Genomic DNA, 25,338 nt, shown 5'->3' on the forward strand with positions numbered 1-25,338 from the left:
ATTTTTATTTAATCACCATTTTTTAGCTTGATACTTTCGTATTCTTATAGAGGTTGACGCTTTTTTGTTCTTTATTGCCGACTAGCGCTGCTGCTATGATAGCGGCAACCACGATGGTGAAAATCCAAAAGGCAGGGGTGCTGTCTCCTTTAAAAGCCCATTGATAAAATAACGCTCCATAAGTGCCTCCAATGATCGGCCCGACGACAGGAATCCACGCATAGCCCCAGCCGGAGCTTCCTTTGCCCGGAATCGGCAAAAGGAAATGGGCGATTCGCGGGCCTAAGTCTCGGGCTGGATTGATGGCATATCCCGTCGTCCCGCCTAGGGAGAGCCCGATGGCCACAATGAGAAAGCCCACGATAAACGGATTGATCCCGTCCGCGAATCGATTCGCTCCAAGCGACAGCAAGCCAAGCAGCAAAATAAACGTGCCGATGACTTCGCTTAAAAGATTGGCCGCCGGATTTTTGATGGCTGGATCAGTGGAGAATACCGCTAGCTTGGCCCCCGGGTCGTCGGTCGCTTTCCAGTGAGGCAGGTAATGCAAATACACGACGACGGCGCCGATAAAGGCTCCGATCATTTGAGCGGCAAGGTAAGCGGGTACATCGCTCCAAGGGAACTCCCCGATCGCCGCTAATCCGATGGTCACTGCCGGATTCAGATGGGCGCCGCTAACTTGGCCGACAGCGTATACAGCCATGGCTACGGCAAGTCCCCATCCCATCGTAATGACAATCCAGCCGGAATTTTCGGCTTTTGATTTTTTGAGGACCACGCCGCCGACTACGCCACCTCCAAAAATAATCAATATCATGGTACCAATAAGTTCGCCAAAAAACGCAGACATTCCTATTTCCTCCTTTTCTTTTGGTATGGTCGTTTTTTGTGAGGAGATAGCTGTTTTAGCTCATAAAAAAGATCCACAGCAACTCCCCCACGCGCCTGCAGTGAAGCAGACTGCTGTAGGGAATGACTGTGGATCTCCATTTCTCCGTCACAACTATTAACTTAGTTTCAGCTTACGATAAAAAGAAAGCGTTGTCAATTCTTTTTTTGAATTGTTAGATTATTTTTGTGACATACGGATAAAATGGAGCCACATCATCATCAGATTATGAAGTTTTGCTGCTGCGGTGATGCCAACGCTTCGTTATCGCAGAGTAGATTCATTGCCCGGTTGGAGAAAAGAAGCGATAAACGTCCATGCTTCTTGCTCATCCTCCCCGTCGACCATCACTTTGATGGTTTGCCCTTCGGAGATGGCCACACTCATCAGATGAAGGATGCTTTTTGCATTAATCTTTTGTTGGCCGATCACAAGCTCCAGCTTGCTTTGATATTGGCTGGCTTGTTGGACAAGCTGGGCCGCTGGTCGGGCATGGAGCCCGTTTTCAATGGTGACGGTCACTTCTTTTTCGATCATTGGGTTCACTCCTCAAATGTTTGACTAGCGGTGAATTTTCACAAGTTCCTTTGCACTTTCGCTCGCCCGGACGACTTCTGACAACGAGCTTCCTAAGCCGGCCTCCACGACCGCTGCATAGGCTCCTTCTACGAGAGGGGCGTCGGCTATCTTGATGTTTTCGTGCGGCTCCAGCATTTCAAGGGCCATTTCCGCATTGATAAGTGCGCTCCCTAAATCAAATAAGACCACAACGCCTTTTTCGGAATAGACGGATTCAATCGCTGTTTGGATGTCGAGTGCATTGGTTCCGATCCCGCCTTCCGCTCCTCCGGCGATGGCGATCGGTACGTCAGGCTGAACTTGGCTCAGCAGTTTTTTTAACCCGCTGACAATTTCATAGCTGTGCGAGATTAAGACAAGGCTGACATATTTCATGGGGCTGACTCTCCTTTTTCGAATGATTCAGCTAAAGAAGCAAATAGTAAATAAGAGGAAACGGCTCCGGGATCAAGATGGCCGACAGACCGCCTTCCTAAATAAGCCGCCCGGCCCTTTTTTGCTTCCAGCTCTTTCGTATCTTCCATTTTTTCTTTCGATAAATCCACCAATTCGTTTGCACGAATCGTTTCATGGCTTTTCATCCACGCGATGACCGGATCCCACACATCGATCATCGTCTTGTCTCCGACTTGTGCCTTTCCCCGCATTTTGAGCCCGTCCAAGGCGGCTGAGAACGCCGCAACGAAAGCGTTCCTATCCGCTTCTTTTCGGTCTTTAAGAACAAGAGAAGCTTTCATAAAAGCCGTTCCATATAATGGGCCTGAAGCTCCGCCTACCTTCGCAATGAGCGTCATGCCGACATCTTTAAACAACGAACCGAGGTCATCGTAGTGGCTGTTTGCGATTTTGCTGGCCGCTTCTTGAAGTCCCCGCGCCATATTCAAACCATGATCTCCATCGCCGATGGCTTGATCCAGTTCCGTTAAATACGCTTTATTTTCTTGAATTTTGTCGTTCAACCGTTTGATCCATTTTTTCGCTTGTTCTACATCCCATAACATGATGGATCTCCCTCCTTTTTTAGCGGCGACTGATCAAAAAGTAAAGTCGTTATTTTTTGAAAGCAATGGTGTCCGCTTGCGCATCGAGCAGTTCGCTGAGCTGGTCGTCTAATTTTAATAATGAAATAGAGCAGCCGGCCATTTCGAGCGAGGTCATAAATTCGCCGACGAACGTTTCATGTATATGGATGCGCTTTTCTCTTAAAATCTCGGAAACTTTTTTATGGATAATATACAATTCCATTAATGGCGTGGCGCCTAAGCCGTTGATCATGACCGCCACCTTGTCGTGTTCCTTCAACGGCAAGTCCTCGAGAATGTTGTTGAGAAGGATTTGGGCGATTTCATCCGCCGATTGGATGGAGGTTTTTTCGATGCCGGGCTCTCCATGGATTCCCATGCCGATTTCGATCTCATTTTCACCCAGTTCAAATCCCGGTTTTCCAGCTGCGGGAACGGTGCAAGGAGTTAGGGCCATTCCCATGGATCGCACATTTTCCACTGTTTTCTTCGCGACTGCTTCCACCTCTGCGAGCGTGGCCCCTTGCTCCGCTAGAGCACCGGCGATTTTGTGGACGAACACGGTACCGGCGATGCCCCGTCGGCCTGTGGTGTATGTACTATCTTCTACCGCCACATCGTCATTTACCACCACTTTTGCGACCTGGATTCCTTCTGCTTCCGCCATTTCCGCCGCCATTTCAAAATTCATCATATCCCCGGTGTAATTTTTGATAATGAGCAACACGCCTTTTCCGCTATCGACCGCTTGGATCGCTGCCAAAATTTGATCGGGGGTGGGGGACGTGAACACTTCACCGCATACGGCTCCATCAAGCATGCCTTTGCCGACATATCCGGCGTGCGCCGGCTCGTGACCGCTTCCGCCGCCACTGATGACGCCGACTTTCCCGGAAACCGGAGCGTCTTTTCTAATCATGACGTTCGTGTCTGGCAATCTTTTTAGTTTATCAGAATGGGCTTCTACCATTCCTGCCAGCATGTCATCGACTACTTGGTTCGGGTCATTGATTAATTTTTTCATAGACTTACCTCCTCTGAATGGTTTCTTTATTTTATAACTGCAAAAATCATGCCAAAAATGAAAACGCTTTATTATAGCGTTTTCATCATGGGATGACGAATGCGTTGGGAAAAAGTATCAATTTGTTTGATACTTTTTCCCAACCAAGTGCTCCAAGCCGTATTCTCTTATTTTTTTGGCGGCCGTTTTATGAGTGATTCCCAGCGCTTGGGCCAGCTGGTTATAGCTCGGATAATACTGGCAGGCAAAAGCAAAAATTTGTTTTTCATATTCTTTGAAGGGCCGCACTTCGTTGCCCCAATCGATTGTCTGTTTCTCAGGCGTGTTTTGCTGTTCATGGCATGAAGGGTGGGAGAGGTAGTAAGGAAAATCCTTGCAGCGCAAAATATCGTCATCTGCGAGATTAAAGAGCCGTTCAATCACATTTTGCAATTCCCGAATATTCCCTGGCCAGTGGTAGCTAAGCAGAGATTCCATGAATCCTTTTTCGTAGCCCTTGATATTTTTTCCCAAACGCTCATTCAATTGCTGACGAAACGCTTCCACTAAGAGGGGAATATCTTCTTTTCTCGCCCTTAAAGGGGGGAGATGAATCGGCACGACATGGAGGCGATAATAAAGATCTTCGCGAAACCGCCCCTCGTCCACCATTTTTTTTAGATCGTGGTTGGTCGCGGCAATCACGCGAACATCCAATGGAATCGGCGCATATCCCCCGATTCGTTCCACTTCCTTTTCCTGTAGCACACGTAAAATTTTAGCTTGCAACTCCAAGCTTAAATCGCCAATTTCATCTAAAAAAATCGTTCCTTTATGAGCGAGTTCAAATTTTCCGCGGTGTGTTTTATACGCCCCGGTAAAGGCTCCTTTTTCATAGCCGAACAGCTCGCTTTCCATTAAATGAGGAGGGATGGCCGCGCAATTCACGCGAACTAATAGATGGTTCTTTCTAGAGCTGGCCTCATGGATCGCTTTCGCAACGAGTTCTTTTCCTGTGCCGCTTTCGCCTGTGATGATGACCGTTGAATCGGTTTTTGCCGCCTTTGCCGCGATCGTTAACGATTCTTTAAGGATCTCGCTATTTCCGATGATTTGGTGAAAGGCTTCATGAACCCCTTGGTGTTTCGCCAGCTCTGACTCTAGGTATTTCGTTTTTTGCTCCATGAGATCAATTTTGTCAAGAAGTGTTCGAATATCATCGAAAGGAGTCAGCGTGGCGACTGCTCCGCGAAATGCGCCGTCCACAAACATCGGATTGATTTTCGTGATATAACTAGATTGTTGGTTTACTTGGATGAGCTTTACTAGCTGCTTTTCGGCTTTTTTCACGTGGTTCCATTCATGCGGGCCGATGATCGATTGAATGTGGGGCCCGCCCTTGATCTTTTTTAGCAAAGCGTTCATTTCCTCATTCGTGTAGATCAACGTCCCATTTTCATCTGTTAATCCGATCAAATCCGAGACCGATTTTAGAACGAGATGCAACCGTTGCTGCAGCTCTTTTACTTCATTTAATTCTTTGCTGATTTTCTCGATGGTTGATATATCTTGAAAAATCGCGACGGCTCCAATCACTTTTCCATTAAACATAATCGGGGAACGGGTGGTCAGCAGCGTATGATGATGGATCGTTTGTTTTCTCGATAATTCCGTTTTTCCCGTCTTTAGCACTTCATGCAGTCGGGAATGGGGGATGACTTCGTCTGCGCGCTGATTGATCAGCTCATGAGGATTGGTTTGCAAAAGCTGGGCTGCCCGCGCGTTGACGTAAGTAATGATATTGTCGCTATTGACCACGATGATTCCATTCGGTAAAGCTGAGATGGCTTCATGAAGGGTAAGGGAATTTTCCATGAGAAGACGATCGGTTTCCGATTGCTGCGAGTCTTCAAGATCTGTTGGCGCAAAAAAGCTTTGAATTTGCTGGACGATCGAATCGTCAAGTTTTTCGGCAACGTGCAGGATAAATTCCTCTCCTTGGCCGATCTTTAAGGACACTAATGATAGCAGATTGTTCACCTGCACTTTTTGATCGCGATAAAGAACGTACGTCTTTTTCAGTGTTTCTTGATTCGGAAGCAGGTTTTGAAGCAGCGAAATGAACGCGGCCGCCATTCGGACGTGAAGGCCGTTCTTTTTATGGACGGTGAGTTTTAGAAACATTTTATTTCCCCCTTATGGATATTTTAACAGAGCGGCTTTTTAAAACCCTCATCCTAGATCCCGCATTTTCCCATGTTTTTATTATGTGAATTGTTGGGAAAAGCGAGAAAGATTGGAGAAATCCTTCTTATCTCTATTATACGACAAAGGGGGATGCCTGGCATCGAAACGTGAAGGGAGAGGAATCTATGCGCTGGGTCGCGGATATAGATGGAAAAAATTCATCGTATTTACATGCAAAAAATTTTTCAGAAATCGAAAAATATGATACAATACATACAAAGTTAATATTCGGTTGGAGACAAGGAGAGACCACATAACATTGCGTCTGTAAAAGGAGCGTAGTGTGTATGTGGTCTCTTTTTTTCAACTTTTGACGGATCATAGGAGGAATCATTCATGAAGAAACCTGTATTTGCACAGCAAAGACAAGAAATTTTAAGAGAGGTCGCAGGCAAAACCTTCGATGTCATCATTATTGGCGGCGGCATTACCGGCGCGGGGATTGCGCTTGATGCAACGACAAGAGGAATGAGTGCCGTTTTATTTGAGATGCAGGATTTTGCCGCTGGAACCTCCAGTCGTTCCACGAAGCTGGTGCATGGAGGGCTCCGTTATTTAAAGCAGCTGGAGGTGAAGCTCGTCGCTGAAGTGGGGAAAGAACGCGCGATTGTTTATGAAAACGGGCCGCATGTGACTTCGCCTGAATGGATGCTGCTGCCGATTTATAAAGGAGGAACCTTTGGTAAATGGAGCACCTCGATTGGACTAAGAATATACGATTATCTGGCGGATGTGAAAAAAAGCGAGCGAAGAACGATGTTGACGGCGTCGCAAACGATGGAGAAAGAACCGCTCTTAAAGCGAGAAGGATTATTAGGCGGGGGATATTATGTCGAGTATCGAACAGACGACGCACGCTTGACGATTGAAGTGATGAAAAAGGCAGTCGAATGCGGCGCCAAAGCGCTCAATTATGCCAAGGTCAATGCGTTTATTTATGAGAAGGGGAGAGCTGTAGGGGTAAGCGTAGTGGATCAAATCACCGGAAAGTCCTATCAGGTTTTCGCGAAGAAAATCATCAACGCCACTGGCCCTTGGGTCGATACTTTGCGGGAAAAAGATCACAGTTTGAAAGGAAAGCATCTGATTTTGTCAAAAGGCATTCACTTAGTGTTTGACAAAAGCCGTTTTCCATTAAAACAAGCGATCTATTTTGATACATCTGACGGCAGAATGGTGTTTGCCATTCCGCGTGATGGAAAAACATATGTTGGCACAACGGATACGTTTTATGAGGGGGATCTGGCCCATCCGAAAATGACCGTGGAGGATCGCGATTATCTCCTTCGGGCGATTCATGATATGTTTCCAACGGTCGGCATTACCGCGGAAGATGTTGAATCCAGCTGGGCTGGACTCAGACCGTTGATTCATGAGGTAGGGAAAAGCCCGTCGGAAATCTCCCGAAAAGATGAGATTTGGACAGCAGATTCAGGTGTGATCACGATCGCCGGCGGAAAATTAACGGGATACCGCAAAATGGCGGAAACGATTGTGGATCGGGTCGCTCAATTGCTAAAAGAAGAAGGAAACGCCAGCTTTTCCCCTTGCCAAACGAAAAAGCTGCCCATTTCCGGGGGCGATTTCGGAGGCTCCGCCCATATGGAAACGTTTGTAGTCAAAAAAGCCGAACAGGGAGAAAAGGCGGGACTTTCGAGAAAACAGGCCGAACGATTGGCTCGCTTATATGGCACAAATGTAGACCGGGTGTTTGAATTAGCCGTTCAATTAAAGAAAGAAGCGGCCGAGCTTCAATTGCCGGTCGATGTGTTGGCTTCCCTTCAATATGGCCTGGAGGAAGAGATGGTTGTCAAACCGGAAGACTTCTTTATTCGAAGAACGGGAGCATTATTTTTCAATATTCATTTCGTTCGTCAATGGAAGGAATCGGTGATTCACTATATGGCGAAAACCTTGGAATGGAGTGAAGCGGAGCAACACCAGTATCAAAAAGAATTAGAAACATATTTGCATGATGCCGTCACACCTGTTCAAATATGATACTTGCCATCTCTGAAAGAATGTTGAGCCGGCATCCAAGGAAGCCTTGTAGAGCGCTTTTCTCTATAAGGCTTCTTTCGTTGAGAAACCATTCATTCAAAGTGGAAGTGTGTTGGTTACCCTTGATGTGGAGTTTCATCGCATTTCCCCTCATACTCCTAGAACTCTTTTTTCCCTTTCGTATCGTTTGTCAAGACAAACAGACGGATCTGTTTAGCGATCTAAAACGCTGAAAACATTCAATGATAGAACCAATCGCTCACCCCATACGAAACCCATTTCATGTCCATTGAAAAATCAGGTATAATAAAAACAAATGTGATGAATCCGGCAGATCATCCAATGAATAGGAAACATGGTGCTGGAATGTCGAAGATCGGCGGAAAAGCGTGGTGAAAACATGTTTAAAATTTTGCTTATTGAAGACGATCTTACCCTCTTTCAAGAAATAAAAGAACGGTTGACGCAATGGACATACGAGGTGCGGGGCATTCGCGATTTTGGAAAAGTGATGGAGGAATGTTCTGCTTTTAAACCGGATTTAGTCATCATTGATATTCAGCTGCCCAAATTTGATGGGTTTCACTGGTGCCGCATGATCCGTTCCCATTCGAATGTTCCGATTTTGTTTTTATCGTCACGGGACCATCCGGCCGATATGGTGATGTCGATGCGGCTTGGGGCGGATGATTTTATCCAAAAGCCGTTTCATTTTGATGTGCTGATTGCGAAAATACAAGCGATCCTTCGCAGAGTATATAATTATAGCACCGATCAAATGAAGTTGAAAACGTGGTGCGGCGCGACGATCGACTATGAAAAAAATACCGTTACCAACGATCAAGGCACGATGGAATTAACTAAAAATGAAATATTGATCCTTAAACATTTGCTTCATAAGAAAAACAAAATTGTCACCCGGACCGAATTGATTAAGCAGCTATGGGAAGACGAGCGTTTTGTCAGCGACAATACATTAACGGTGAATGTCAACCGTTTGCGGAAAAAGCTGGATGAACTTGGCTTGGGCCGCTTGATTGAAACGAAAGTCGGACAGGGCTATATGGCAAAGGAAGAGGCCGCTATCGATGATTAAAAAATATATCATGGAAAGAAAAAGCTGGATCTTTTTCTTTTTATTTATGCAGCTATTTATCCTTTTTGTCTCTTATCTTGATGCCGCGATCTCATTGCAGTCTGCCTTTTATATAGTCTTTTTATTGACGATCATGTTGATCCTTTTTGTGATCGTCCGCTATAAAAAAGAAACCAAGTTTTATAAAAGCTTAGAAGAATGGGAAAGCGATCTTGACCTCTCAAACGTTCTCCATGCCGAAAGCCCTTTTGAAAAAATGGTGGAATCCACGCTCGTCAACCAAACGAACTTGCTGAAGCAGGCCGCTTGGGAGAATCGGGTCTCCTTAGAAGAGGAGAAGGATGAGCTGCTATCATGGATCCATGAAGTAAAAACCCCGCTGACGGCGATGCATTTAATCATTGAACGGGTAGAGGAGGAGAAAATCAAATCGCAGCTGTCATACGAGTGGCTGCGCATTCATATGCTGCTTGACCAGCAGCTCCATCAGAAGCGGATTCCTTTTATGGAAAACGATTTATACATCGAACATGTCGAGCTGGAACCGCTTATTTTTAAAGAGATTAAAGCGCTGCAATCATGGTGTATGCAAAAAGGAATCGGCTTTGACATCGAGCTGGAGGTTTCTTCCGTTCTGAGCGATGCGAAATGGCTTTCTTTTATCATTCGGCAAATCTTAACCAACGCCGTGAAATACAGCGAATCATCCGATATCGTCATCAAAAGCTCGATGCAGAAGGGCCATGTCCAATTAGAAATTCGGGATTTTGGCCGCGGCATTGATCCGAAAGATTTGCCGCGCATTTTCGATAAAGGCTTCACATCGACGACGGCGCATCAAGATCAAGCGGCCACGGGCATGGGGTTATATTTGGCGAAAAAAGCCGCCGAACCATTGCTCATCGATATCGACGTCCAATCGCAGCTCCATGAGGGGACGACTTTCACGATCACGTTCCCGGAAAAAAATGAATTTGTCCGCATCACAGGCATGTGACAAAATTGTCACATGCTTTTTCGATTTGTTCGGCCAATCGAAGGAAAAAAACAACCAGGTGGATTAACATAGAAAACGAGGAGGGAAGCAACATGATCATTTTAGAAGCATCCAACATTTACAAAAGCTATGGAAATAAATTTAATAAACAAGAGGTGTTAAAAGGACTCGATATTCGTGTAGAAAAAGGGGAATTTCTCAGCATTATGGGACCTTCAGGCTCCGGAAAAACAACGCTGCTCAATGTTCTTTCTTCCATTGATCGGGTCAGTCAAGGAATGATTAAAATTGAAGGCAAAGATATTGTCGGCATGAAGGAAAAACAGCTGGCGGAATTCCGCAAAAACCATTTAGGATTCATTTTTCAGGAATACAACTTGCTGGATACCTTGACCGTAAAGGAAAATGTTCTACTGCCTCTATCGATTACGAAAACGCCCAAAAAAGAGGCGGAGCAAAAATTTGCTGAACTGGCGACAGAGCTGGGCATTTATGAGATCAAAGATAAATATCCAAACGAAATTTCCGGCGGGCAAAAGCAGCGCACTTCAGCGGCGCGGGCCTTTATTCATGAACCGAGCATTATTTTTGCCGATGAACCGACAGGCGCTCTCGATTCCAAATCGGCATCCGATTTGTTAAATAAGCTGCAGCATTTAAATCGGAAGCGAAAAGCCACGATTGTGATGGTCACTCATGATCCGGTCGCCGCCAGCTTCTCAAGCAGGGTCATTTTTATCAAAGACGGCCAGGTGTATACGCAATTAAACAAAGGAAATGAAACGCGGCAAGCCTTCTTTCACGACATTATGAAAACCCAAGGCGTGTTAGGCGGGGTGCAGCATGAGCATTAATCAACTCATCTTTCGCAGCTTGAGAAAAAACTTGAAAAATTACTATTTGTACGTGTTTGCTTTAATTTTTGCCGTTGCGCTTTATTTCTCTTTTGTGACATTGCAATATGATCCGGCCTTGAATGAGATGAAAGGAACGGTAAAAGGAGCCGCTGCCATTCGGGCCGCTTCCGTGCTGCTTATTGCCATTGTCGGTGTTTTTCTCTTCTATGCTAATGCCATTTTCATCAAGCGGCGGAGCAAAGAAATCGGTTTATTTCAGTTAATCGGCATGACGAAGGGAAAAATTTTCCGCATGTTGACGGCTGAAAACTTTATCCTTTATTACAGCTCACTCATCATCGGCATTTTTATTGGATTTGCCGGTTCCAAGCTTTTGCTGATGATTTTGTTTAAAGTGACGAATATCGAAGCCATCGCCACTTTGTCTTTTTCCGAAAAAGCGTTGGTACAAACGCTGGTTGTGTTTAGTGTGATTTATCTGTTCATTATGCTGATGAACCGCTGGTTTATCCAAAAGCAGACCATTTTGTCTTTATTTCGCGTAACATCCACTACAGAAGTAAAAAAAGTATCGGTTTTGGAAATGCTCATCGGAATTTTTGGTCTCGTATTGATACTGACAGGCTATTATGTGTCATCCAAATTATTTGACGGCGATTTTGCCACGATCAATGAGCTTTTCCTAGCGATGGCCTTTATATTAGGATCTGTCATTATCGGCACCTACTTCTTTTTCAAGGGAACGGTCAGCTTTCTTTTTTATCTCCTTCGCAAAAGAAAAGGAGGATACTTAAATATTGGCGAAGTATTGTCGCTTTCGTCTTTAATGTTCCGCATGAAATCCAATGCTTTGCTGCTGACGATTATTACAACGGTGTCCGCCCTTGCCATTGGGCTGCTGTCCTTAAGTTATATTTCCTACTATTCAGCAGGACAGACGGCGCGAAATACCGTGGCTGCCGATTTTTCTTTTATGAATCAAGAAGATGCCAAACGCTTCACGGAGGCTCTCAAGGAGAAAGGCATTCCGTATAAAGAAAAAGTGATCGACGTGATTCAGGTGAAGGCGGATCTCACCTCCATTCTCGAGAATGTGGATTCGAGCATCTTAAATGTGGATCTAGCAGCCATGCCGGTGCCGGTCATTCGCGACAGCGATGTGGAAACGATCGATTTGCCGCCGGATCAAACGCTGTTTACCGGTTATCAAGATTATCTCGCTCAATTTATGCCGTTTAAAAAATCGGGGCAGATCCAGTTAAAAGGAAAGCACGAAGGGATCAAGTTGCGTTATTTAGGACTGGAAAAAACCTATTATATTTCTTATCGTTTCACATACGGCTTTCCGACGGTCATTGTGGATGAAACGATTTTCGAACGGCTAAAAAAGGACATCGATCCGAAAATCCAAAAGGAGTCCACGGTTTATATCGGAATTCATATTTCCGATGAAGAAAAAGTAGAAAAAGCGGACGACATGTTTCAAACGATGAATTTCCATGCTCCAGCCGATTCCCGGCTCGCCATCATCAGCAACCAGAAGTATCAATTTGGGCTGATCATGTTTATTGTCGCCTTTTTAGGATTAACCTTCCTGATCACATCAGGCTGCATTCTTTATTTTAAACAAATGGATGAAGGTCAAGACGAGCAACCGAATTATACGATTTTAAGAAAGCTTGGTTTTACGCAAGGCGATTTGCTTTCGGGCATTCAAGGAAAGCAGTTATTCAACTTTGGTATTCCTTTAATCTTGGGATTGTCCCACAGCTATTTCGCCGTCCGCTCCGGCTGGTTCTTTTTTGGCACCGAGCTTTGGATGCCGATGCTGACCGTCATGCTCGTCTATACGGCGTTATACTCGATTTTCGGCATCCTGTCCGTTCTTTATTATAAAAAGATGATTAAAGAAGCGTTGTAAGATGGACAAACAGGCGTTCGCCCCCTTCGGAGGGCCAACGCCTGTTGTTGGTTTTCGGATCACTTTTTGAAAGAGGTGAACGAACGAATTGAAAAAATCCCTCATCAACCCATTATAGCTGTTGGAGACAGCAAAGGCCCTCGGAAGGATGAGACAACGGCGGAATCGTGAACGTCTGCGACTGTGCGATTTCTGCTCATGCAATAAAGGAATAAAAGGAGTGAGTAAAAAGATGTTTATTCAAATAAGAAGAATCACAGTGGCAGAAGGATATACAGAACAGGTTGTGAACCAATTCAGCCAGCCGGGAATGATTGAACAGCAAGAAGGATTGGTAGATTTGGAAATATTAGTTAAAAAAGGCGGCGAGGTGATGCTGGTTGCCTAGGAGTCAGAGGAGCATTGGAAAATGTGGGAGAAAAGCGATGCCCATATTGCCGCACATCAAGCAAGCAGAAATCAGCCCAAACCGGATTTTATCCTCCATATGGAAGTCAGTCACTACGAAGTAAAATCCATCAGAAAAAGGGGCGTAACAGTGATGGATCCTCTATGGTCTTATAAAGCTCAGCTTTTATAGGGCTTTTTTGTTTTGGGCGCATAAACATAATCCAATATGGCCTAAAAATGGGCTATGTATTGGAGTGGAAAGGCTGTCATTTTTTTAAGAGTTTTTAGGAATAAATATACTATTTGAGTTAAATGTGGTTCATCACCAAAAGATGTGCTTGCGTCTACCATTGAATTGCGGTAGACGTTTCTAACCGAATACACAATGCCAATCGTTAGATATTTCTGTATCCATACCCCTGACGTTTGAGCCACTTGATTTTGTTATTCATCCCTTCCGTTCTCCCATTCGAATAAGGCAACAAAATACACGAAATGATTTCTTCTCAAAAAATCCCGATTTTTTGGGCATCGCCATGCATCCATTGCTTCTTTTTTCGAGCCATTCTTGTCGTGCGTTGCAAGCAGATCAGACATAAAAAACATGGTTCGGGAAGAGAAAGTTCAAACATCCAGCGTTCTCTTTCGTTTCGCTCATTTTGAATCGAAAAATCTGGTCAATCGATGAGTTCTTTGATGAACGGAGAACACATGCAAATTTTCCTCCAATGGTTTGGACATGCTTACCATACAGGAACATTCGCTTTTTAGTACCATCTATTTTCTTCATACACGCCTCCCCAAAAATATCAAGCGAAATTCGAGGTGATTAATCCAAAATTTTATATAAATCCAAATTTTACATATTATAAGATGTAAAATATGTGGATTTTTTGATTATTAAAATCAATAGTTTTTAGGCATCGGCACTGTCCTTGAATCAAATACGTGAGAGGGGAAGAGAAGGTGAAGGGAGCGAAGAAATACATGATTATGTTCATTTTAATTTTGCTTATAAACGTAATTACGGTCATCATGTTATATTTTCAAAACGAGCAATTAACAGAAAACCAGAGAAAGTTAAAAGAGTTACAGGTTCAATTGGAGGATGTAAATGATGGTGTGAAGCAACTGTTAGAACAACAGTAGGGGAGTGGAACGGGTGCCTGTCACTTGTCGAAAAGGTAAAGTAAAAAGCACCATATCAATGGCGATTTCGTATATAAGTTTTACTTCCTATTTATTAGTTGGATATTTGGGAGATATGATCAATATACGTTTTATTTATCTTGCTTTATCCATTATTATTATCTTAGGTGGAACGTTCTCAATGATTTCTATTTATTTACTAAAAATATATAATAGGCAGAACTTAAACATGACGATCAAGTAGTGGTATCGTGTTGTACGATATGGCCAGAAACCGGGGTTTGTCCAAGAATGGTCATCCGTAAGCCCGTCATATCCCTTTAGCATAAGGATCACCATCGTGTGAGCAGGGCCTATTCTGCCCCATGTTTCACATCATCCGCCGAGAAGCCTTCCACCTCTAAACGGAGCAGAGGAGGGGAGTGTTGTGGAAGAAATTTTTTGTCCCCTGAAAAGCTAGGGAACCTTGATATCACCATATTTCTAGAGGGAGGATGTCCCATGTTATTTATAGATAATAAAGGAATCACAGATCCAACCGTTAACTTGGCTATTGAAGAATACGCTTTAAAACATTTAGATAGTAATGAAACGTATTTATTATTCTACATAAACGAGCCGTCGATCATTATTGGCAAAAATCAAAATACGATTGAAGAAATTAATACGGAGTATGTGGAGAAAAATAACATTAAAGTGGTTAGAAGACTTTCAGGTGGCGGAGCGGTTTATCATGATTTCGGAAATTTGAACTTTAGTTTTATTACCAAAGATGATGGAGAAAGTTTTCATAACTTCAGAAAATTTACGGAACCGGTGATCCGCGCTTTAAAAAAGCTTGGGGTCAATGCTGAACTCAGTGGCCGTAACGATATTGTCGTAGATGGAAGGAAAATTTCCGGAAATGCGCAATTTGCGACGAGAGGACGAATGTTTAGCCACGGAACATTAATGCTTCATTCAGAGATTGACCATGTGGTATCTGCACTCAAAGTGAAAAAAGAGAAAATCGAATCGAAAGGAATTAAATCCATTCGAAGCCGTGTGGCCAACATTTCTGAATTTCTTGATCAAAAAATAACGATGGATGAGTTTAAAACATTATTGCTGCAATATATTTTTGAGGGAAAAGAGCCCATTCCCGAATATCAGTTGACAGAAAAAGATTGGGAAGAAATTCATCGCCTTTCGGAGAGAAGATACAAAAATTGGGATTGGAACTATGGGAAATCGCCGAAATTTAATTTGCAGCATTCGCAAAGATTCCCGATTGGCTCCATTGATGTTCGTCTTGAAGTGAATAAAGGCATGATTGAAAACTGCAAAATTTATGGAGACTTCTTTGGTGTTGGGGATGTCAAAGAGATTGAAGAACGATTAACAGGAATAAAATATGAAAAAGCTGAAATTGAAAAAGCGCTCAATGGGATAGATGTTAAACATTATTTTGGCAATATATCATTGGAGGATTTTTTACAAATTGTATATTGATTTGCTGTTTAAGGGGCTGGCCAAAAAGTGGACAGCCCCGCTGATAAGGTAGAGCATGGGATGTTCGTAATGATCCTTTAGCAAACTATGCCCAAAACCGCAAAGCATAGAAGTATAAGTATGACTGATAAAAGTACAGCCCTCCATTTCTTTTTCAAAATGGCTCTCCCTCCGTTGCAACAAGCGGCTATCATCCCTTGATTCCTTTACAATAGTTCACTTGTCTATCACCTGAATCTTTTCTGCCCCAACCTGCAAAATTTTCGACTCTTGTACAGGCGGGGCATACCAAACTCTAATTTTTTGACCAACATTTATCTTCTGATAATCTTTCTCATGAACATAAAATAAAAAACTATCGTGATTAGCTGCATATGTCAATATTTCGTCCTCAGACATACGGCGTATATCTTCTTTTGTCATATCTTGAATAACCAATAGCCTTTTACCGTTATGCTCTTTCTTTAGCGCTACATACCCCTCAAATAAAACAAAATCAGACCGTTTTCTTCCTGTTTCCTCATTATAACAAGAAATGAATAATAATGGTATGAAAAAACAAATAATTAATTTTTTCACAGTTACCTCCTAACCAAGAACGAAGGTGTCATTTTGTATGTTTGTGAACCTTTTTAGCCGGGAATCATTGGCTACAGTGCTGGTAGAAATCAAACTGCTTCTATTTTATAATAAAAATTTTATATGATTAAAGATGATTCTGTGAAATATGGAAATGTTGTAAAATAAAAGTATGTTTCTCTTTGTTTTTGAACTTACAATGAGTATGAAATGAGCCGAAGACAGCGTTTGGACCATGTTCTTGATGAAGGCAATAGCGAATGGTCTATTTGGGGGGATGGATAATGAAACGACTTTTTATCAAGCAGAAGCTATTTAGTATGGGTGAAAAATTTACAGTCAAAGATCATACGGAAAAAGATGTTTATTACGTGGAAGGCAGTTTTATGAAGATTCCTAAAACGTTTTCAATCCGGAATGCAAGTGGAGAAGAAGTGGCTCTTATTACGAAAAAAACGTTCAGTTTTTTACCGAAGTTTTTGGTAGAGGTGAATGGGCAAGAAGTCTTAATGATCAGAAAAGATTTTTCTATTTTGAAACCGCGCTATACGATTGATGCAGCCAATATTGAAGTTCGTGGTAATTGGTGGGAAATGGACTTTCAAGTTTTGCGGCAGGGGAAGGTTGTCGGCTATGTTAGTAAGAAGTGGTTCACTTGGGGGGATAGTTACGAAGTTCAAATATTGGATGAAGAGATGGAAAAGATCATCGTCGCCATTGTCATTGCTATTGATTGTGTAAAAGCTGACCAAGCTAATGCTTCCACCATTCATACTAGTTCGTAATAAGGAAAGCCTGCTATGTGGGAACGGGGTGCCAGTCACTTATCGAAAATCATTTAGAACCCCTCCGGTTGCTTAAAATATGGCTGGAGGGGGGGATAGGAAGGGACTGTTGCGCAGAAAGAACTTGAACTCAATGCAACATCAGTCAAATCGGAATTTTTCTACCTGATCAAAATGAATCATAGGGCTGACTCATCATCTTAAAATATTTTTAACAACTGGTAGATCCGCTGCCCTCGTTGTTTACAACGAAGCGGCTTTGTTTTTTGATATGTCTGAAGTGTGATGATGTTTTCGTTAGGCTGAAATCGCCTGCGCCTTTTCCTGCAAATAATCGACGAATGCAGGCCCTGTCCCTTTCCTCTCGTTTTTATTTATTCTTCTATTCCTAAAGCCTGGAGGTAATGTGTCAAACTTTCCTCTACACATTTGGTCACCAGTTCGGTAAAAGGCTCCAATTCCCCTTCTACACTTGCTTTTTCTAACGCTTCATAATACTTTAAGCGATGTTCAGGGCTTGCCTTAATAATCGCAGGAGGGTATCCATGGTGCATGAGTATAAAGTTCATCATCAAACGTGCGGTTCGTCCGTTCCCATCCGCAAAAGGATGGATATAGACAAGCCGAAAGTGAAGCTCTGCAGCTAATGGGACGGGATGAAGCACGGTCTTATTTTGTTCATACCAAGAAAATAAATGATTCATTTCCTCTTGGACATTTAAAAAATGAACAGGGTGATGAACGCTTCCTGAGATGCCTACATGATGTGTTCTGTATTTCCCTGCATTTTCATTGTCAATATTTTTTAACATTCTTCAGTCGAGAAGTCTCCCACTTCTAAACCTTGCGAAGCTTGATGAAAGTGGGAGATGAATCGACTTCGGAAAAGGACAGGCTTTTGCCTGTTCAATTGTCTGACCCTGTGGTAAAATAAACCTATGTCGTTCTTTCATAACTGGATATAGGAGGTTGCATGGAGAAAATAAAATGCGAAAACCAAGCGGATCCTTCCATGCGTAAAATATCCAAGGTACAAAAGAACTCCGAATTGTCGGACATCTAGGGTTGGAACGACCCGAAGTCACGCTCAGGGAGACGAAAGGCGGCTTTCGTCGTGGAACTGAGAAGCTCCCACTTCAAGCTTTAGCTAAGTGGTGAGTAGTTCACGACTAAGTAATGAATTTGTTTCAAAACCCATTCTGTCAGCGGTTCTTTTTTTGATACCAGCTCTTCGACGAAATCAATCGCCTCAGCATGGTTAATCGCTTCAAAATGTTCTTTTAATTTTTTTCCTCCAATCGTAATCCCTTCTTCTACCACCATTTTTGTTTCCAACAAATTCAATGTATTTCCTTCCATAGCGTTAGAATTGTAAATCCATTCAATACGGAATACTTCGCGTAAGTTTTTTATCAAACTAGGCGGCAGCGGTCTTTGAGCATCCAGCTTTGCCTTTAATTCATTTATTTTTTGAAACATGCCTTTCACTTCTTGATAGGAATCGCAATGGCGAATAGGTTGATATACCGCTTTAATTATACTTTATGTTTATTGAGTAAAATATTAAAGTATATTTTGCATTTTAATAGTTAACATCAAAAAACAGAGGATGAATGCCCTGTCACTTGTCGAGAGTGGATAAAAGATGGGCAATGAAATGTTTGTTCACTATGTCACAAATTCTCTACATATTTGTCACAAATCAGTCAACGTCCTTTAACAAAAGGCACATCGTTTTTCATTACAATAGTATGTGAAAGGTTGAACAATATTTTCACCGTATGATTAGGGGTAACATGCATCGAGGAGGGAAAGCTACGATGTCTGAACTGTTTTTAGCTCGGCTTCAATTTGGCGCAACCACGATTTTTCACTTTTTGTTTGTTCCGTTATCCATCGGTTTAGCTTTTATGGTTGCACTGATGGAAACATTTTATGTGGTGAAAAATCAAGAGATTTATAAAAAAATGGCGAAGTTTTGGGGGCATTTGTTTTTGATTAATTTCGCGGTTGGGGTGGTAACGGGAATTATTCAAGAGTTTCAGTTTGGAATGAACTGGTCAGAGTATTCGCGCTTTGTTGGGGATGTGTTCGGCGCTCCTTTGGCCATTGAAGGGCTGCTCGCTTTCTTTATGGAGTCGACGTTTATCGGTTTATGGATTTTTGGTTGGGGGCGTCTATCCAAGAAAATCCATTTATTGTGCATTTGGCTTGTTTCCATTGGAACGATGCTTTCGGCTCTTTGGATTTTGGCCGCAAACTCGTTTATGCAGGAACCTGTTGGCATCGTCATTCGGAATGGACGGGCTGAAATGAACGATTTCTTTGCTTTATTACGAAATCCACAATTATTAGTGGAATATCCGCACGTGATCTTTGGATCATTGGCGACAGGCGCTTTCTTCATTGGCGGCGTGAGCGCGTATAAATTATTGAAGCGGCAAGAAGTAGAGTTTTTCCAGAAGTCGTTTCAAATGGCGATGGTCGTTGCTTTGATTTCCGGACTCGGCGTGGCGTTTAGTGGACATGCCCAAGCGCAGCATTTAATGGAATCCCAGCCAATGAAAATGGCCGCAAGCGAAGGGCTGTGGCAGGACAGCGGCGATCCGGCTGCTTGGACGATTTTTGCCCTTATTGATGTGGAAAACCAAAAAAATAGCTTGGAGCTATCGATTCCGTATGCGTTAAGCTATCTTGCTTATGAGAAGTTTGAAGGCAAGGTGCCGGGAATGCTCACCTTGCAAAAGGAATATGAAGCAAAATACGGACCGGGCAACTATATTCCGCCGGTGAAAACGACGTTTTGGAGCTTCCGCATCATGGCGGGCGCAGGGCTGTTGATGATTGTGATGGCCGCGTTCGGCTTATGGTGGAATTTCCGGGAGACGCTAATGAAAAAATCAGCCTTTTTAAAGATCATGGTGGCCTTGATTGCCTTTCCATTTATCGCGAATACGGCGGGCTGGATTATGACAGAAATCGGCCGTCAGCCATGGACCGTTTTTGGATTGATGACGACAGCTCAATCGATTTCGCCAAATGTGTCTGTCGGCTCATTATTGTTCTCGTTCATTGCCTTTACCACGATTTATCTTATTTTGGCCATCGTGCTCATTTATCTGTTTGTGCGAGAAATTAAAAAAGGAGCCGGGCATCATGATGAACAGAAGGAAAGCGATCTTTCCGTGGATCCTTTTGAAAAGGAGGCCGTTCAAGGATGGCGTTAAATGAATTATGGTTTATTTTAGTTGCTGTCTTATTTATCGGATTCTTTTTTCTGGAAGGCTTCGACTTTGGTGTGGGAATGGCTGGACGGTTTCTTGGAAAAAATGATGTCGAACGACGTATCATGATCAATACGATCGGGCCATTCTGGGATGCCAATGAAGTGTGGCTTTTAACAGGGGGAGGAGCGATTTTTGCCGCGTTCCCTCATTGGTATGCGACGATGTTTAGCGGCTATTATATTCCGTTTGTCTTTGTCCTGCTTGCGTTGATTGGCCGCGGAGTCGCCTTTGAATTCAGAGGAAAGGTCGATCATCCAAGCTGGAAACAAACGTGGGATTGGATTATTTTCTTTGGAAGCATTCTCCCACCGTTCCTCTTTGGCGTCTTATTTTCCAGCATATTAAGAGGAATGCCGATCGATCAATCGATGACACTGCACGCGGAGTTTTCCGATTATGTGAATATTTATACGGTAACGGGCGGCGTCGCGGTCACGCTTTTATGCTTCTTGCACGGACTGCTCTTTCTGACTCTCAAAACAGTGGGAGACTTACAAATGCGCGCCCGCAAGCTTGCCCAAAAAATGATCTATGCCGTTCTTGCGGCGCTTGTGGCTTTTGTTGGCCTCTCTTATACAGAGACAGATTTATTCACGTACCGCGGCGAGGTGACCGTGCCGCTCGTAGCCCTTGTTGTTGTCTCATATGGATTGGTCATCCTATTTTCCAAAAAAGGCCGCGATGGCTGGACCTTTGCGATGAGCGGTCTTGGGATTGCTTTAACCGTCGGAGCGATCTTTGCCGGATTGTTCCCGCGCGTCATGATCAGCTCGATTTCAAGCGCCTATGATTTAACCATTTATAATGCCGCTTCCGGCGCTTATTCGTTAAAGGTGATGACGATTGTCGCGGTCACGCTGCTGCCGTTTGTTCTTGGCTATCAAATATGGAGCTATTATGTGTTTCGTAAGCGTGTAGATGGGAAGGACATGGTCTATTAATGAAAAAAGAGCTGCTTGCCTTTGAAGGAATGAAACGAATCCTCGCGCTGCTTTTTGGTTTCACGGTGGTTCAAGGAGTGTCCATCATTCTGCAGGCCAAATGGCTTGCGGAGGTGGTCACTCGTTTGTTTCAGCAAGAGGCGTTTCAAGAGGTATATGAAACGCTACTCTTATTTATTGGCGCCTTTCTTATGCGGCATTTCTTGCAGCATGTGAAGCAAAAAATGGTGTACGAGTACTCTGTAAAGCTTGGCGCCCATCTCCGAAAAGAGGTGCTTGATGCGCTGTTTCATTTAGGGCCAAAGGTAGCCAGACGGCTTGGAACAGGGAACGCCGTCACCCTGCTGCAAGAAGGAGTTTCGCAATTTAAACAGTATCTCTCTCTTTTTCTGCCGAAAATGGTGAATATGGCGATCATTCCTGCGATGGTCTGGCTTTATGTCCTGCTTCTGGACCGGACATCGGCCGTCATCTTAATGGTGACGCTTCCATTATTGGTGATTTTTATGATTTTGCTTGGTTTAGCCGCCAAGAAAAAGGCCGATAAACAGTGGAAGGTGTACCGGGTGCTCGCCAACCACTTTGTTGATTCGCTGCGGGGATTGGAAACATTAAAATATTTAGGACGCAGCCAAGCGCATACCCAAAATATTCAAAGCGTCAGCGAACGGTACCGAAAGGCGACGATGGGAACGTTAAAAATCGCTTTTCTGTCATCGTTTGCGCTCGATTTTTTTACGATGCTCTCGGTGGCGACGGTGGCAGTGTTTTTAGGACTTCGCTTAGTTGACGGGGAGATGACCCTCTGGCCTGCTTTAACCATTCTTATTTTAGCGCCGGAATACTTTCTGCCCGTTCGGGAAATTGGAGCAGATTATCACGCGACGTTAAACGGACAGGAAGCGGGAAGAAAGCTGAAGGAAATCGTGGACTTGCCTCGGTTTAGAGAAGAAGGGACCTGCAAGCTGGAGCGCTGGAATCATCAACAGGAGCTTCAATTGAACGGGATTACGGTTCGGCATGAAGAGGGCGGTCCACCGTCATTAAAAGGTGTGACGCTCTCTGTAAAAGGATTTCAAAAGATTGGCATCGTTGGTGAAAGCGGTGCGGGAAAGTCGACATTGATTGATGTAATGGGGGGATTTGTCCAGGCGCAGGAGGGGACGATTCAGATCGGCGGACAGAAAATGACGCATTTGCAAAAAAAGGACTGGCAAAGCCAGCTTCTTTATATTCCGCAGCACCCGTATATTTTTCACGATACGCTATGGAACAATCTGACCTTTTATCAGCCCCATGCGACGGCAGAAGAAGTGCGGACGGCGGTGGAGAAGGCTGGATTGGGCGAGCTTGTGCAAAGGATTCCGAACGGTCTCCATGAAAAGATTGGCGAGGGAGGCCGGGCGTTAAGCGGAGGGGAAGCGCAGCGAGTGGCTTTAGCCAGAGCTTTTTTAGGAAAGCGCCCCATTTTACTGCTTGATGAACCGACCGCCCATTTGGATGTGGAGACGGAATTGGATATCAAGGAAAAAATGCTGGAGCTGTTTTGCGGCAAGCTGGTGTTTTTGGCTACTCACCGCCTCCATTGGATGCCCCATATGGATTATATTTATTTTTTGAAGGACGGGGAAATTGTTGAAGAAGGAACGCATCAGCAATTAATGGAACGAAAAGAGCATTATTATCAAATGGCCAAGGCGCATTGGGGGGATCAGGCGTGAAAACGAAGGATTGGTTGCTTCCTTATTTGAAAGAGAATAAACGGATGCTGGGATTTGTCATTTTTTTCGGGGTGCTTACGATTTTTTCAGCCGCCTTTTTAATGTTTACGTCGGGGTTTTTGATTTCGAAGGCAGCGACACGCCCCGAGAATTTATTAATGATTTATGTGCCGATTGTAGCGGTTCGGACTTTTGGGATTACAAGAGCGGTTTCGCGTTATATGGAGCGATTAGTCGGCCATGATGTTGTGCTCCGTATTGTGACAAAGATGCGGCTGCGCGTGTACCGACTTGTGGAGCCGAACGTGTTATCTTCGTTTGCGAAATGGAAAACAGGAGAGGTGCTAGGCATATTAGCGGAAGATATTGAACGGCTCCAAGATCTTTATTTAAAAACGGTCTTTCCTATGCTTGCGACGTTGTTTATGTATGGGCTCGCCATTGCGGCGCTTGGCTGGTTTTCATGGCCTTTTGCTCTCTTGATGGCCTTTTACGCTGGTGTTTTGTTGCTTCTTTTTCCGCTTGTCTCGCTTCTTGTGACGAAGGCAAAGGTGCAAGCGATGAAAGCGGGGCGCCATCGGCTATATGAACGACTGACCGATGCGGTGATGGGAATCAGCGACTGGCAGTTTAGCGGCCGCCAACATGATTTTATTCAAGAATATGAACGCGAGGAAGAAGCCCTCTCTCAAGATGAGCGGCAGCGCATGCGTTTTGTGAGATGGCGCAACACGGCGGCTCAAGGGGTGATCGCTTTGATGGTGGTGTCCATGCTGCGTTGGACGGCGGAACAAACGGCGCAGGGCGAATTGGCACCGGTGATGATCGCCGCTTTTGTCCTTGTGATTTTTCCGCTTACTGAGGCGTTTTTGCCAATATCCGATGCGCTGAGCGAGATTCCGGCTTATCAGGACTCGTTTGGGCGCCTGTCCCGTCTTGCCAAAGATCAAAAGGAACCAAAACTTTCGCTTCATCAGGATATCCCACGGATCGCTGCGGGTGGCGGGGTCACGCTCGAATTGCGCCATGTTTCGTTTCATTATGACCATACGGAGCAGACGTTAGACGATATTTCCTTTACGATTAGACCAGGGGAAAAGCTGGCGCTGCTTGGACCGAGCGGAGCGGGGAAATCGACCATCCTGAAGCTTATTGAAGGAGCGGTGTCGCCAACGGCTGGCCAGGTGGTGTTGAATGGCGTTCCTACAACCAGCTTGGGCGTTGATATCGCCAAATGGGTGGCGGTGTTAAATCAAAAGCCGCATTTATTTGATACGACCATCCGAAATAATATTCGATTAGGAAGGGAAGACGCAACGGACGAAGAGATTGTTTGGGCAGCTAAGCAGGTGAAATTGCATGATTATATTCAATCTCTCCCGCTTGGATATGACACGCCGCTGCTGGAAACGGGGGTCCGTTTTTCAGGAGGGCAAAGACAGCGGATCGCTCTTGCGAGAATTCTTTTGCAAGATGCGCCCATCGTCGTTTTAGACGAGCCGACCATCGGATTGGATCCGATGACGGAGAAAGAGCTGATGCTGACCATATTTGAGGTGTTAAAAGACAAATCGGTTTTATGGATCACGCACCATCTCGCCTTTATTCATATGGTGGATGATGTGTTGTTTTTGGATCACGGGAAGCTTCAGCTGCACGGCACACACGAGCAATTATTAAAGACAAGCGAACGCTACAAGCGGTTGTATGCGATGAGATAGCTGGTGCCTCACTTCTCTAGATGCTGGAATCAGGAGTTGCAGTCCCTTTTTTATGCTTGAGCTTGAACAAGGAGAGCAGTCCTCTTTATAGCGGCGAGCTCTTCTTTTTTGTTTGCGCTAGCCGCTAATCGAACCGAAACATCTGAACTTTGCGGCAGAAAAAGGAGTTTATTCCATATGCCTGCTTTCTTGAACGATGAATAGTCATGAAGGATTGATAGTCCATATTTATCAAATTATACTATGTTTAGATGATTGATATGGAATTCCGATGATGGCTGAGAGGGTTTGTTCCGGCTTAGCTGTCTTGCATATCGCAGATCTATTAGGGGGACGAGATGAAAAAATGGTTCATTTTTATCACAAGCCTGCTTTTATTATCGGCCTGCAGTCAACCACCTCATTTTGACTCACCGATTTATTCTGGAGAAGCATTAACCATCGGCATCGTTGGAGAGCCACCGAACGTTCGCGAAAAAAGCATTTCCTTTATTCCCTTGTCGATGGAGGATGTGTTAAAGAAAAATTTTCAAAATGTCGATGCTGTATTGATTCATAAACGCTATGTGAACTACTCACCACTTAGCTAAAGCTTGAAGTGGGAGCTTCTCAGTTCCACGACGAAAGCCGCCTTTCGTCTCCCTGAGCGTGACTTCGGG

Annotated in this window: 21 protein-coding genes and 4 pseudogenes; 14 read left to right on the forward strand and 11 right to left on the reverse strand. The window is 44.1% G+C overall.

The window, feature by feature from the left end:
- Window positions 1–22: 22 nt before the first annotated feature.
- The 6 genes from GGQ95_RS17455 to GGQ95_RS18650 all read right to left on the reverse strand — a co-directional run bounded on the left by GGQ95_RS17455 (window position 23) and on the right by GGQ95_RS18650 (window position 5,680).
- Window positions 23–853, reverse strand: coding sequence for an MIP/aquaporin family protein (locus GGQ95_RS17455; RefSeq protein WP_080860024.1), 831 nt, complete (start codon window positions 851–853; stop codon window positions 23–25).
- A gap of 303 nt (window positions 854–1,156) precedes the next feature.
- Window positions 1,157–1,429: an HPr family phosphocarrier protein gene (locus GGQ95_RS17460; RefSeq protein ID WP_080860026.1), complete on the reverse strand. Its 273-nt coding sequence runs from the start codon at window positions 1,427–1,429 to the stop codon at window positions 1,157–1,159.
- Between the two features lie 24 nt (window positions 1,430–1,453).
- Window positions 1,454–1,846 carry a dihydroxyacetone kinase phosphoryl donor subunit DhaM gene (gene dhaM, locus GGQ95_RS17465; protein ID WP_183187217.1) on the reverse strand — a complete coding sequence of 131 codons (393 nt, stop codon included), beginning with the start codon at window positions 1,844–1,846 and terminating at the stop codon, window positions 1,454–1,456.
- Entirely contained in the window at window positions 1,843–2,472 is a 630-nt protein-coding gene (dhaL, locus tag GGQ95_RS17470) for a dihydroxyacetone kinase subunit DhaL (RefSeq protein ID WP_183187218.1), read from the reverse strand. The genes dhaM and dhaL overlap by 4 nt, the downstream gene beginning before the upstream one ends.
- Before the next feature lie 49 nt (window positions 2,473–2,521).
- On the reverse strand, window positions 2,522–3,517 hold the full coding sequence (gene dhaK / locus GGQ95_RS17475) for a dihydroxyacetone kinase subunit DhaK (RefSeq protein WP_066151007.1): 996 nt from the start codon (window positions 3,515–3,517) through the stop codon (window positions 2,522–2,524).
- A 117-nt stretch (window positions 3,518–3,634) separates the two neighbouring features.
- A complete protein-coding gene (locus tag GGQ95_RS18650) occupies window positions 3,635–5,680 on the reverse strand; it encodes a sigma 54-interacting transcriptional regulator (RefSeq protein WP_183187219.1) in 2,046 nt (681 codons plus the stop codon).
- A 399-nt stretch (window positions 5,681–6,079) separates the two neighbouring features.
- Between GGQ95_RS18650 and GGQ95_RS17485 the strand changes: the two genes are divergently transcribed.
- The 6 genes and pseudogenes from GGQ95_RS17485 (at window position 6,080) to GGQ95_RS17510 (ending at window position 13,195) form a co-directional block, all read left to right on the forward strand.
- A complete protein-coding gene (locus GGQ95_RS17485; RefSeq protein ID WP_183187220.1) occupies window positions 6,080–7,744 on the forward strand; it encodes a glycerol-3-phosphate dehydrogenase/oxidase in 1,665 nt (554 codons plus the stop codon).
- A gap of 400 nt (window positions 7,745–8,144) precedes the next feature.
- Window positions 8,145–8,840 carry a response regulator transcription factor gene (locus GGQ95_RS17490; RefSeq protein ID WP_183187221.1) on the forward strand — a complete coding sequence of 232 codons (696 nt, stop codon included), beginning with the start codon at window positions 8,145–8,147 and terminating at the stop codon, window positions 8,838–8,840.
- The gene (locus tag GGQ95_RS17495; RefSeq protein ID WP_066150991.1) at window positions 8,833–9,837 is read left to right on the forward strand and encodes a sensor histidine kinase; all 1,005 of its coding nucleotides are present in this window, start codon (window positions 8,833–8,835) and stop codon (window positions 9,835–9,837) included. The genes GGQ95_RS17490 and GGQ95_RS17495 overlap by 8 nt, the downstream gene beginning before the upstream one ends.
- A gap of 92 nt (window positions 9,838–9,929) precedes the next feature.
- Window positions 9,930–10,691: an ABC transporter ATP-binding protein gene (locus GGQ95_RS17500; RefSeq protein ID WP_044744364.1), complete on the forward strand. Its 762-nt coding sequence runs from the start codon at window positions 9,930–9,932 to the stop codon at window positions 10,689–10,691.
- The gene (locus GGQ95_RS17505; protein ID WP_183187222.1) at window positions 10,681–12,615 is read left to right on the forward strand and encodes an FtsX-like permease family protein; all 1,935 of its coding nucleotides are present in this window, start codon (window positions 10,681–10,683) and stop codon (window positions 12,613–12,615) included. Before GGQ95_RS17500 ends, GGQ95_RS17505 begins: the two co-directional genes overlap by 11 nt.
- Before the next feature lie 232 nt (window positions 12,616–12,847).
- Window positions 12,848–13,195 (forward strand): annotated as a pseudogene (locus GGQ95_RS17510) (antibiotic biosynthesis monooxygenase).
- 205 nt (window positions 13,196–13,400) lie between these two features.
- On the opposite strand, the pseudogene GGQ95_RS18655 reads toward GGQ95_RS17510, so the two are convergent.
- Window positions 13,401–13,511, reverse strand: a pseudogene (locus GGQ95_RS18655) (transposase); the annotation flags it as partial.
- Between the two features lie 3 nt (window positions 13,512–13,514).
- Window positions 13,515–13,670, reverse strand: a pseudogene (locus tag GGQ95_RS18975) (ISL3 family transposase); the annotation flags it as partial.
- A gap of 301 nt (window positions 13,671–13,971) precedes the next feature.
- On the opposite strand from GGQ95_RS18975, the gene GGQ95_RS17520 reads away from it, so the two are divergent.
- Both GGQ95_RS17520 and lplA read left to right on the forward strand, forming a co-directional pair.
- Window positions 13,972–14,154 carry a hypothetical protein gene (locus GGQ95_RS17520; protein ID WP_183187223.1) on the forward strand — a complete coding sequence of 61 codons (183 nt, stop codon included), beginning with the start codon at window positions 13,972–13,974 and terminating at the stop codon, window positions 14,152–14,154.
- A 501-nt stretch (window positions 14,155–14,655) separates the two neighbouring features.
- The gene (gene lplA / locus GGQ95_RS17525; RefSeq protein WP_066150978.1) at window positions 14,656–15,645 is read left to right on the forward strand and encodes a lipoate--protein ligase; all 990 of its coding nucleotides are present in this window, start codon (window positions 14,656–14,658) and stop codon (window positions 15,643–15,645) included.
- A gap of 216 nt (window positions 15,646–15,861) precedes the next feature.
- Here the strand turns inward: lplA and GGQ95_RS18490 are convergent, their stop codons facing one another.
- Entirely contained in the window at window positions 15,862–16,224 is a 363-nt protein-coding gene (locus GGQ95_RS18490) for a DUF3221 domain-containing protein (protein WP_183187224.1), read from the reverse strand.
- Window positions 16,225–16,508: 284 nt separating this feature from the next.
- Between GGQ95_RS18490 and GGQ95_RS17535 the strand changes: the two genes are divergently transcribed.
- Window positions 16,509–17,009, forward strand: coding sequence for an LURP-one-related/scramblase family protein (locus GGQ95_RS17535; protein ID WP_183187225.1), 501 nt, complete (start codon window positions 16,509–16,511; stop codon window positions 17,007–17,009).
- Between the two features lie 374 nt (window positions 17,010–17,383).
- On the opposite strand, the gene GGQ95_RS17540 is transcribed toward GGQ95_RS17535, so the two are convergent.
- Both GGQ95_RS17540 and GGQ95_RS17545 read right to left on the reverse strand, forming a co-directional pair.
- On the reverse strand, window positions 17,384–17,821 hold the full coding sequence (locus tag GGQ95_RS17540) for a Fic family protein (protein ID WP_183187226.1): 438 nt from the start codon (window positions 17,819–17,821) through the stop codon (window positions 17,384–17,386).
- Between the two features lie 352 nt (window positions 17,822–18,173).
- Window positions 18,174–18,488: pseudogene (locus GGQ95_RS17545) on the reverse strand (Fic family protein); the annotation flags it as partial.
- Window positions 18,489–18,829: 341 nt separating this feature from the next.
- On the opposite strand from GGQ95_RS17545, the gene GGQ95_RS17550 reads away from it, so the two are divergent.
- The 5 genes from GGQ95_RS17550 to GGQ95_RS17570 all read left to right on the forward strand — a co-directional run bounded on the left by GGQ95_RS17550 (window position 18,830) and on the right by GGQ95_RS17570 (window position 25,269).
- Window positions 18,830–20,236, forward strand: a complete 1,407-nt coding sequence (locus GGQ95_RS17550) for a cytochrome ubiquinol oxidase subunit I (protein ID WP_044742374.1) — start codon at window positions 18,830–18,832, stop codon at window positions 20,234–20,236.
- Complete coding sequence (gene cydB, locus GGQ95_RS17555) at window positions 20,227–21,237, forward strand: cytochrome d ubiquinol oxidase subunit II (protein ID WP_183187227.1); 1,011 nt, start codon at window positions 20,227–20,229, stop codon at window positions 21,235–21,237. Before GGQ95_RS17550 ends, cydB begins: the two co-directional genes overlap by 10 nt.
- On the forward strand, window positions 21,237–22,958 hold the full coding sequence (gene cydD / locus GGQ95_RS17560) for a thiol reductant ABC exporter subunit CydD (protein ID WP_183187228.1): 1,722 nt from the start codon (window positions 21,237–21,239) through the stop codon (window positions 22,956–22,958). The genes cydB and cydD overlap by 1 nt, the downstream gene beginning before the upstream one ends.
- Window positions 22,955–24,679 carry a thiol reductant ABC exporter subunit CydC gene (cydC, locus tag GGQ95_RS17565; RefSeq protein WP_183187229.1) on the forward strand — a complete coding sequence of 575 codons (1,725 nt, stop codon included), beginning with the start codon at window positions 22,955–22,957 and terminating at the stop codon, window positions 24,677–24,679. The genes cydD and cydC overlap by 4 nt, the downstream gene beginning before the upstream one ends.
- A 338-nt stretch (window positions 24,680–25,017) precedes the next feature.
- The gene (locus GGQ95_RS17570) at window positions 25,018–25,269 is read left to right on the forward strand and encodes a lipoprotein (RefSeq protein ID WP_159720452.1); all 252 of its coding nucleotides are present in this window, start codon (window positions 25,018–25,020) and stop codon (window positions 25,267–25,269) included.
- The last annotated feature ends 69 nt before the right edge of the window (window positions 25,270–25,338 follow it).

Origin of the sequence: Anoxybacteroides rupiense (genome assembly GCF_014196195.1) — a bacterium.
Lineage (GTDB): Bacteria > Bacillota > Bacilli > Bacillales > Anoxybacillaceae > Anoxybacteroides > Anoxybacteroides rupiense.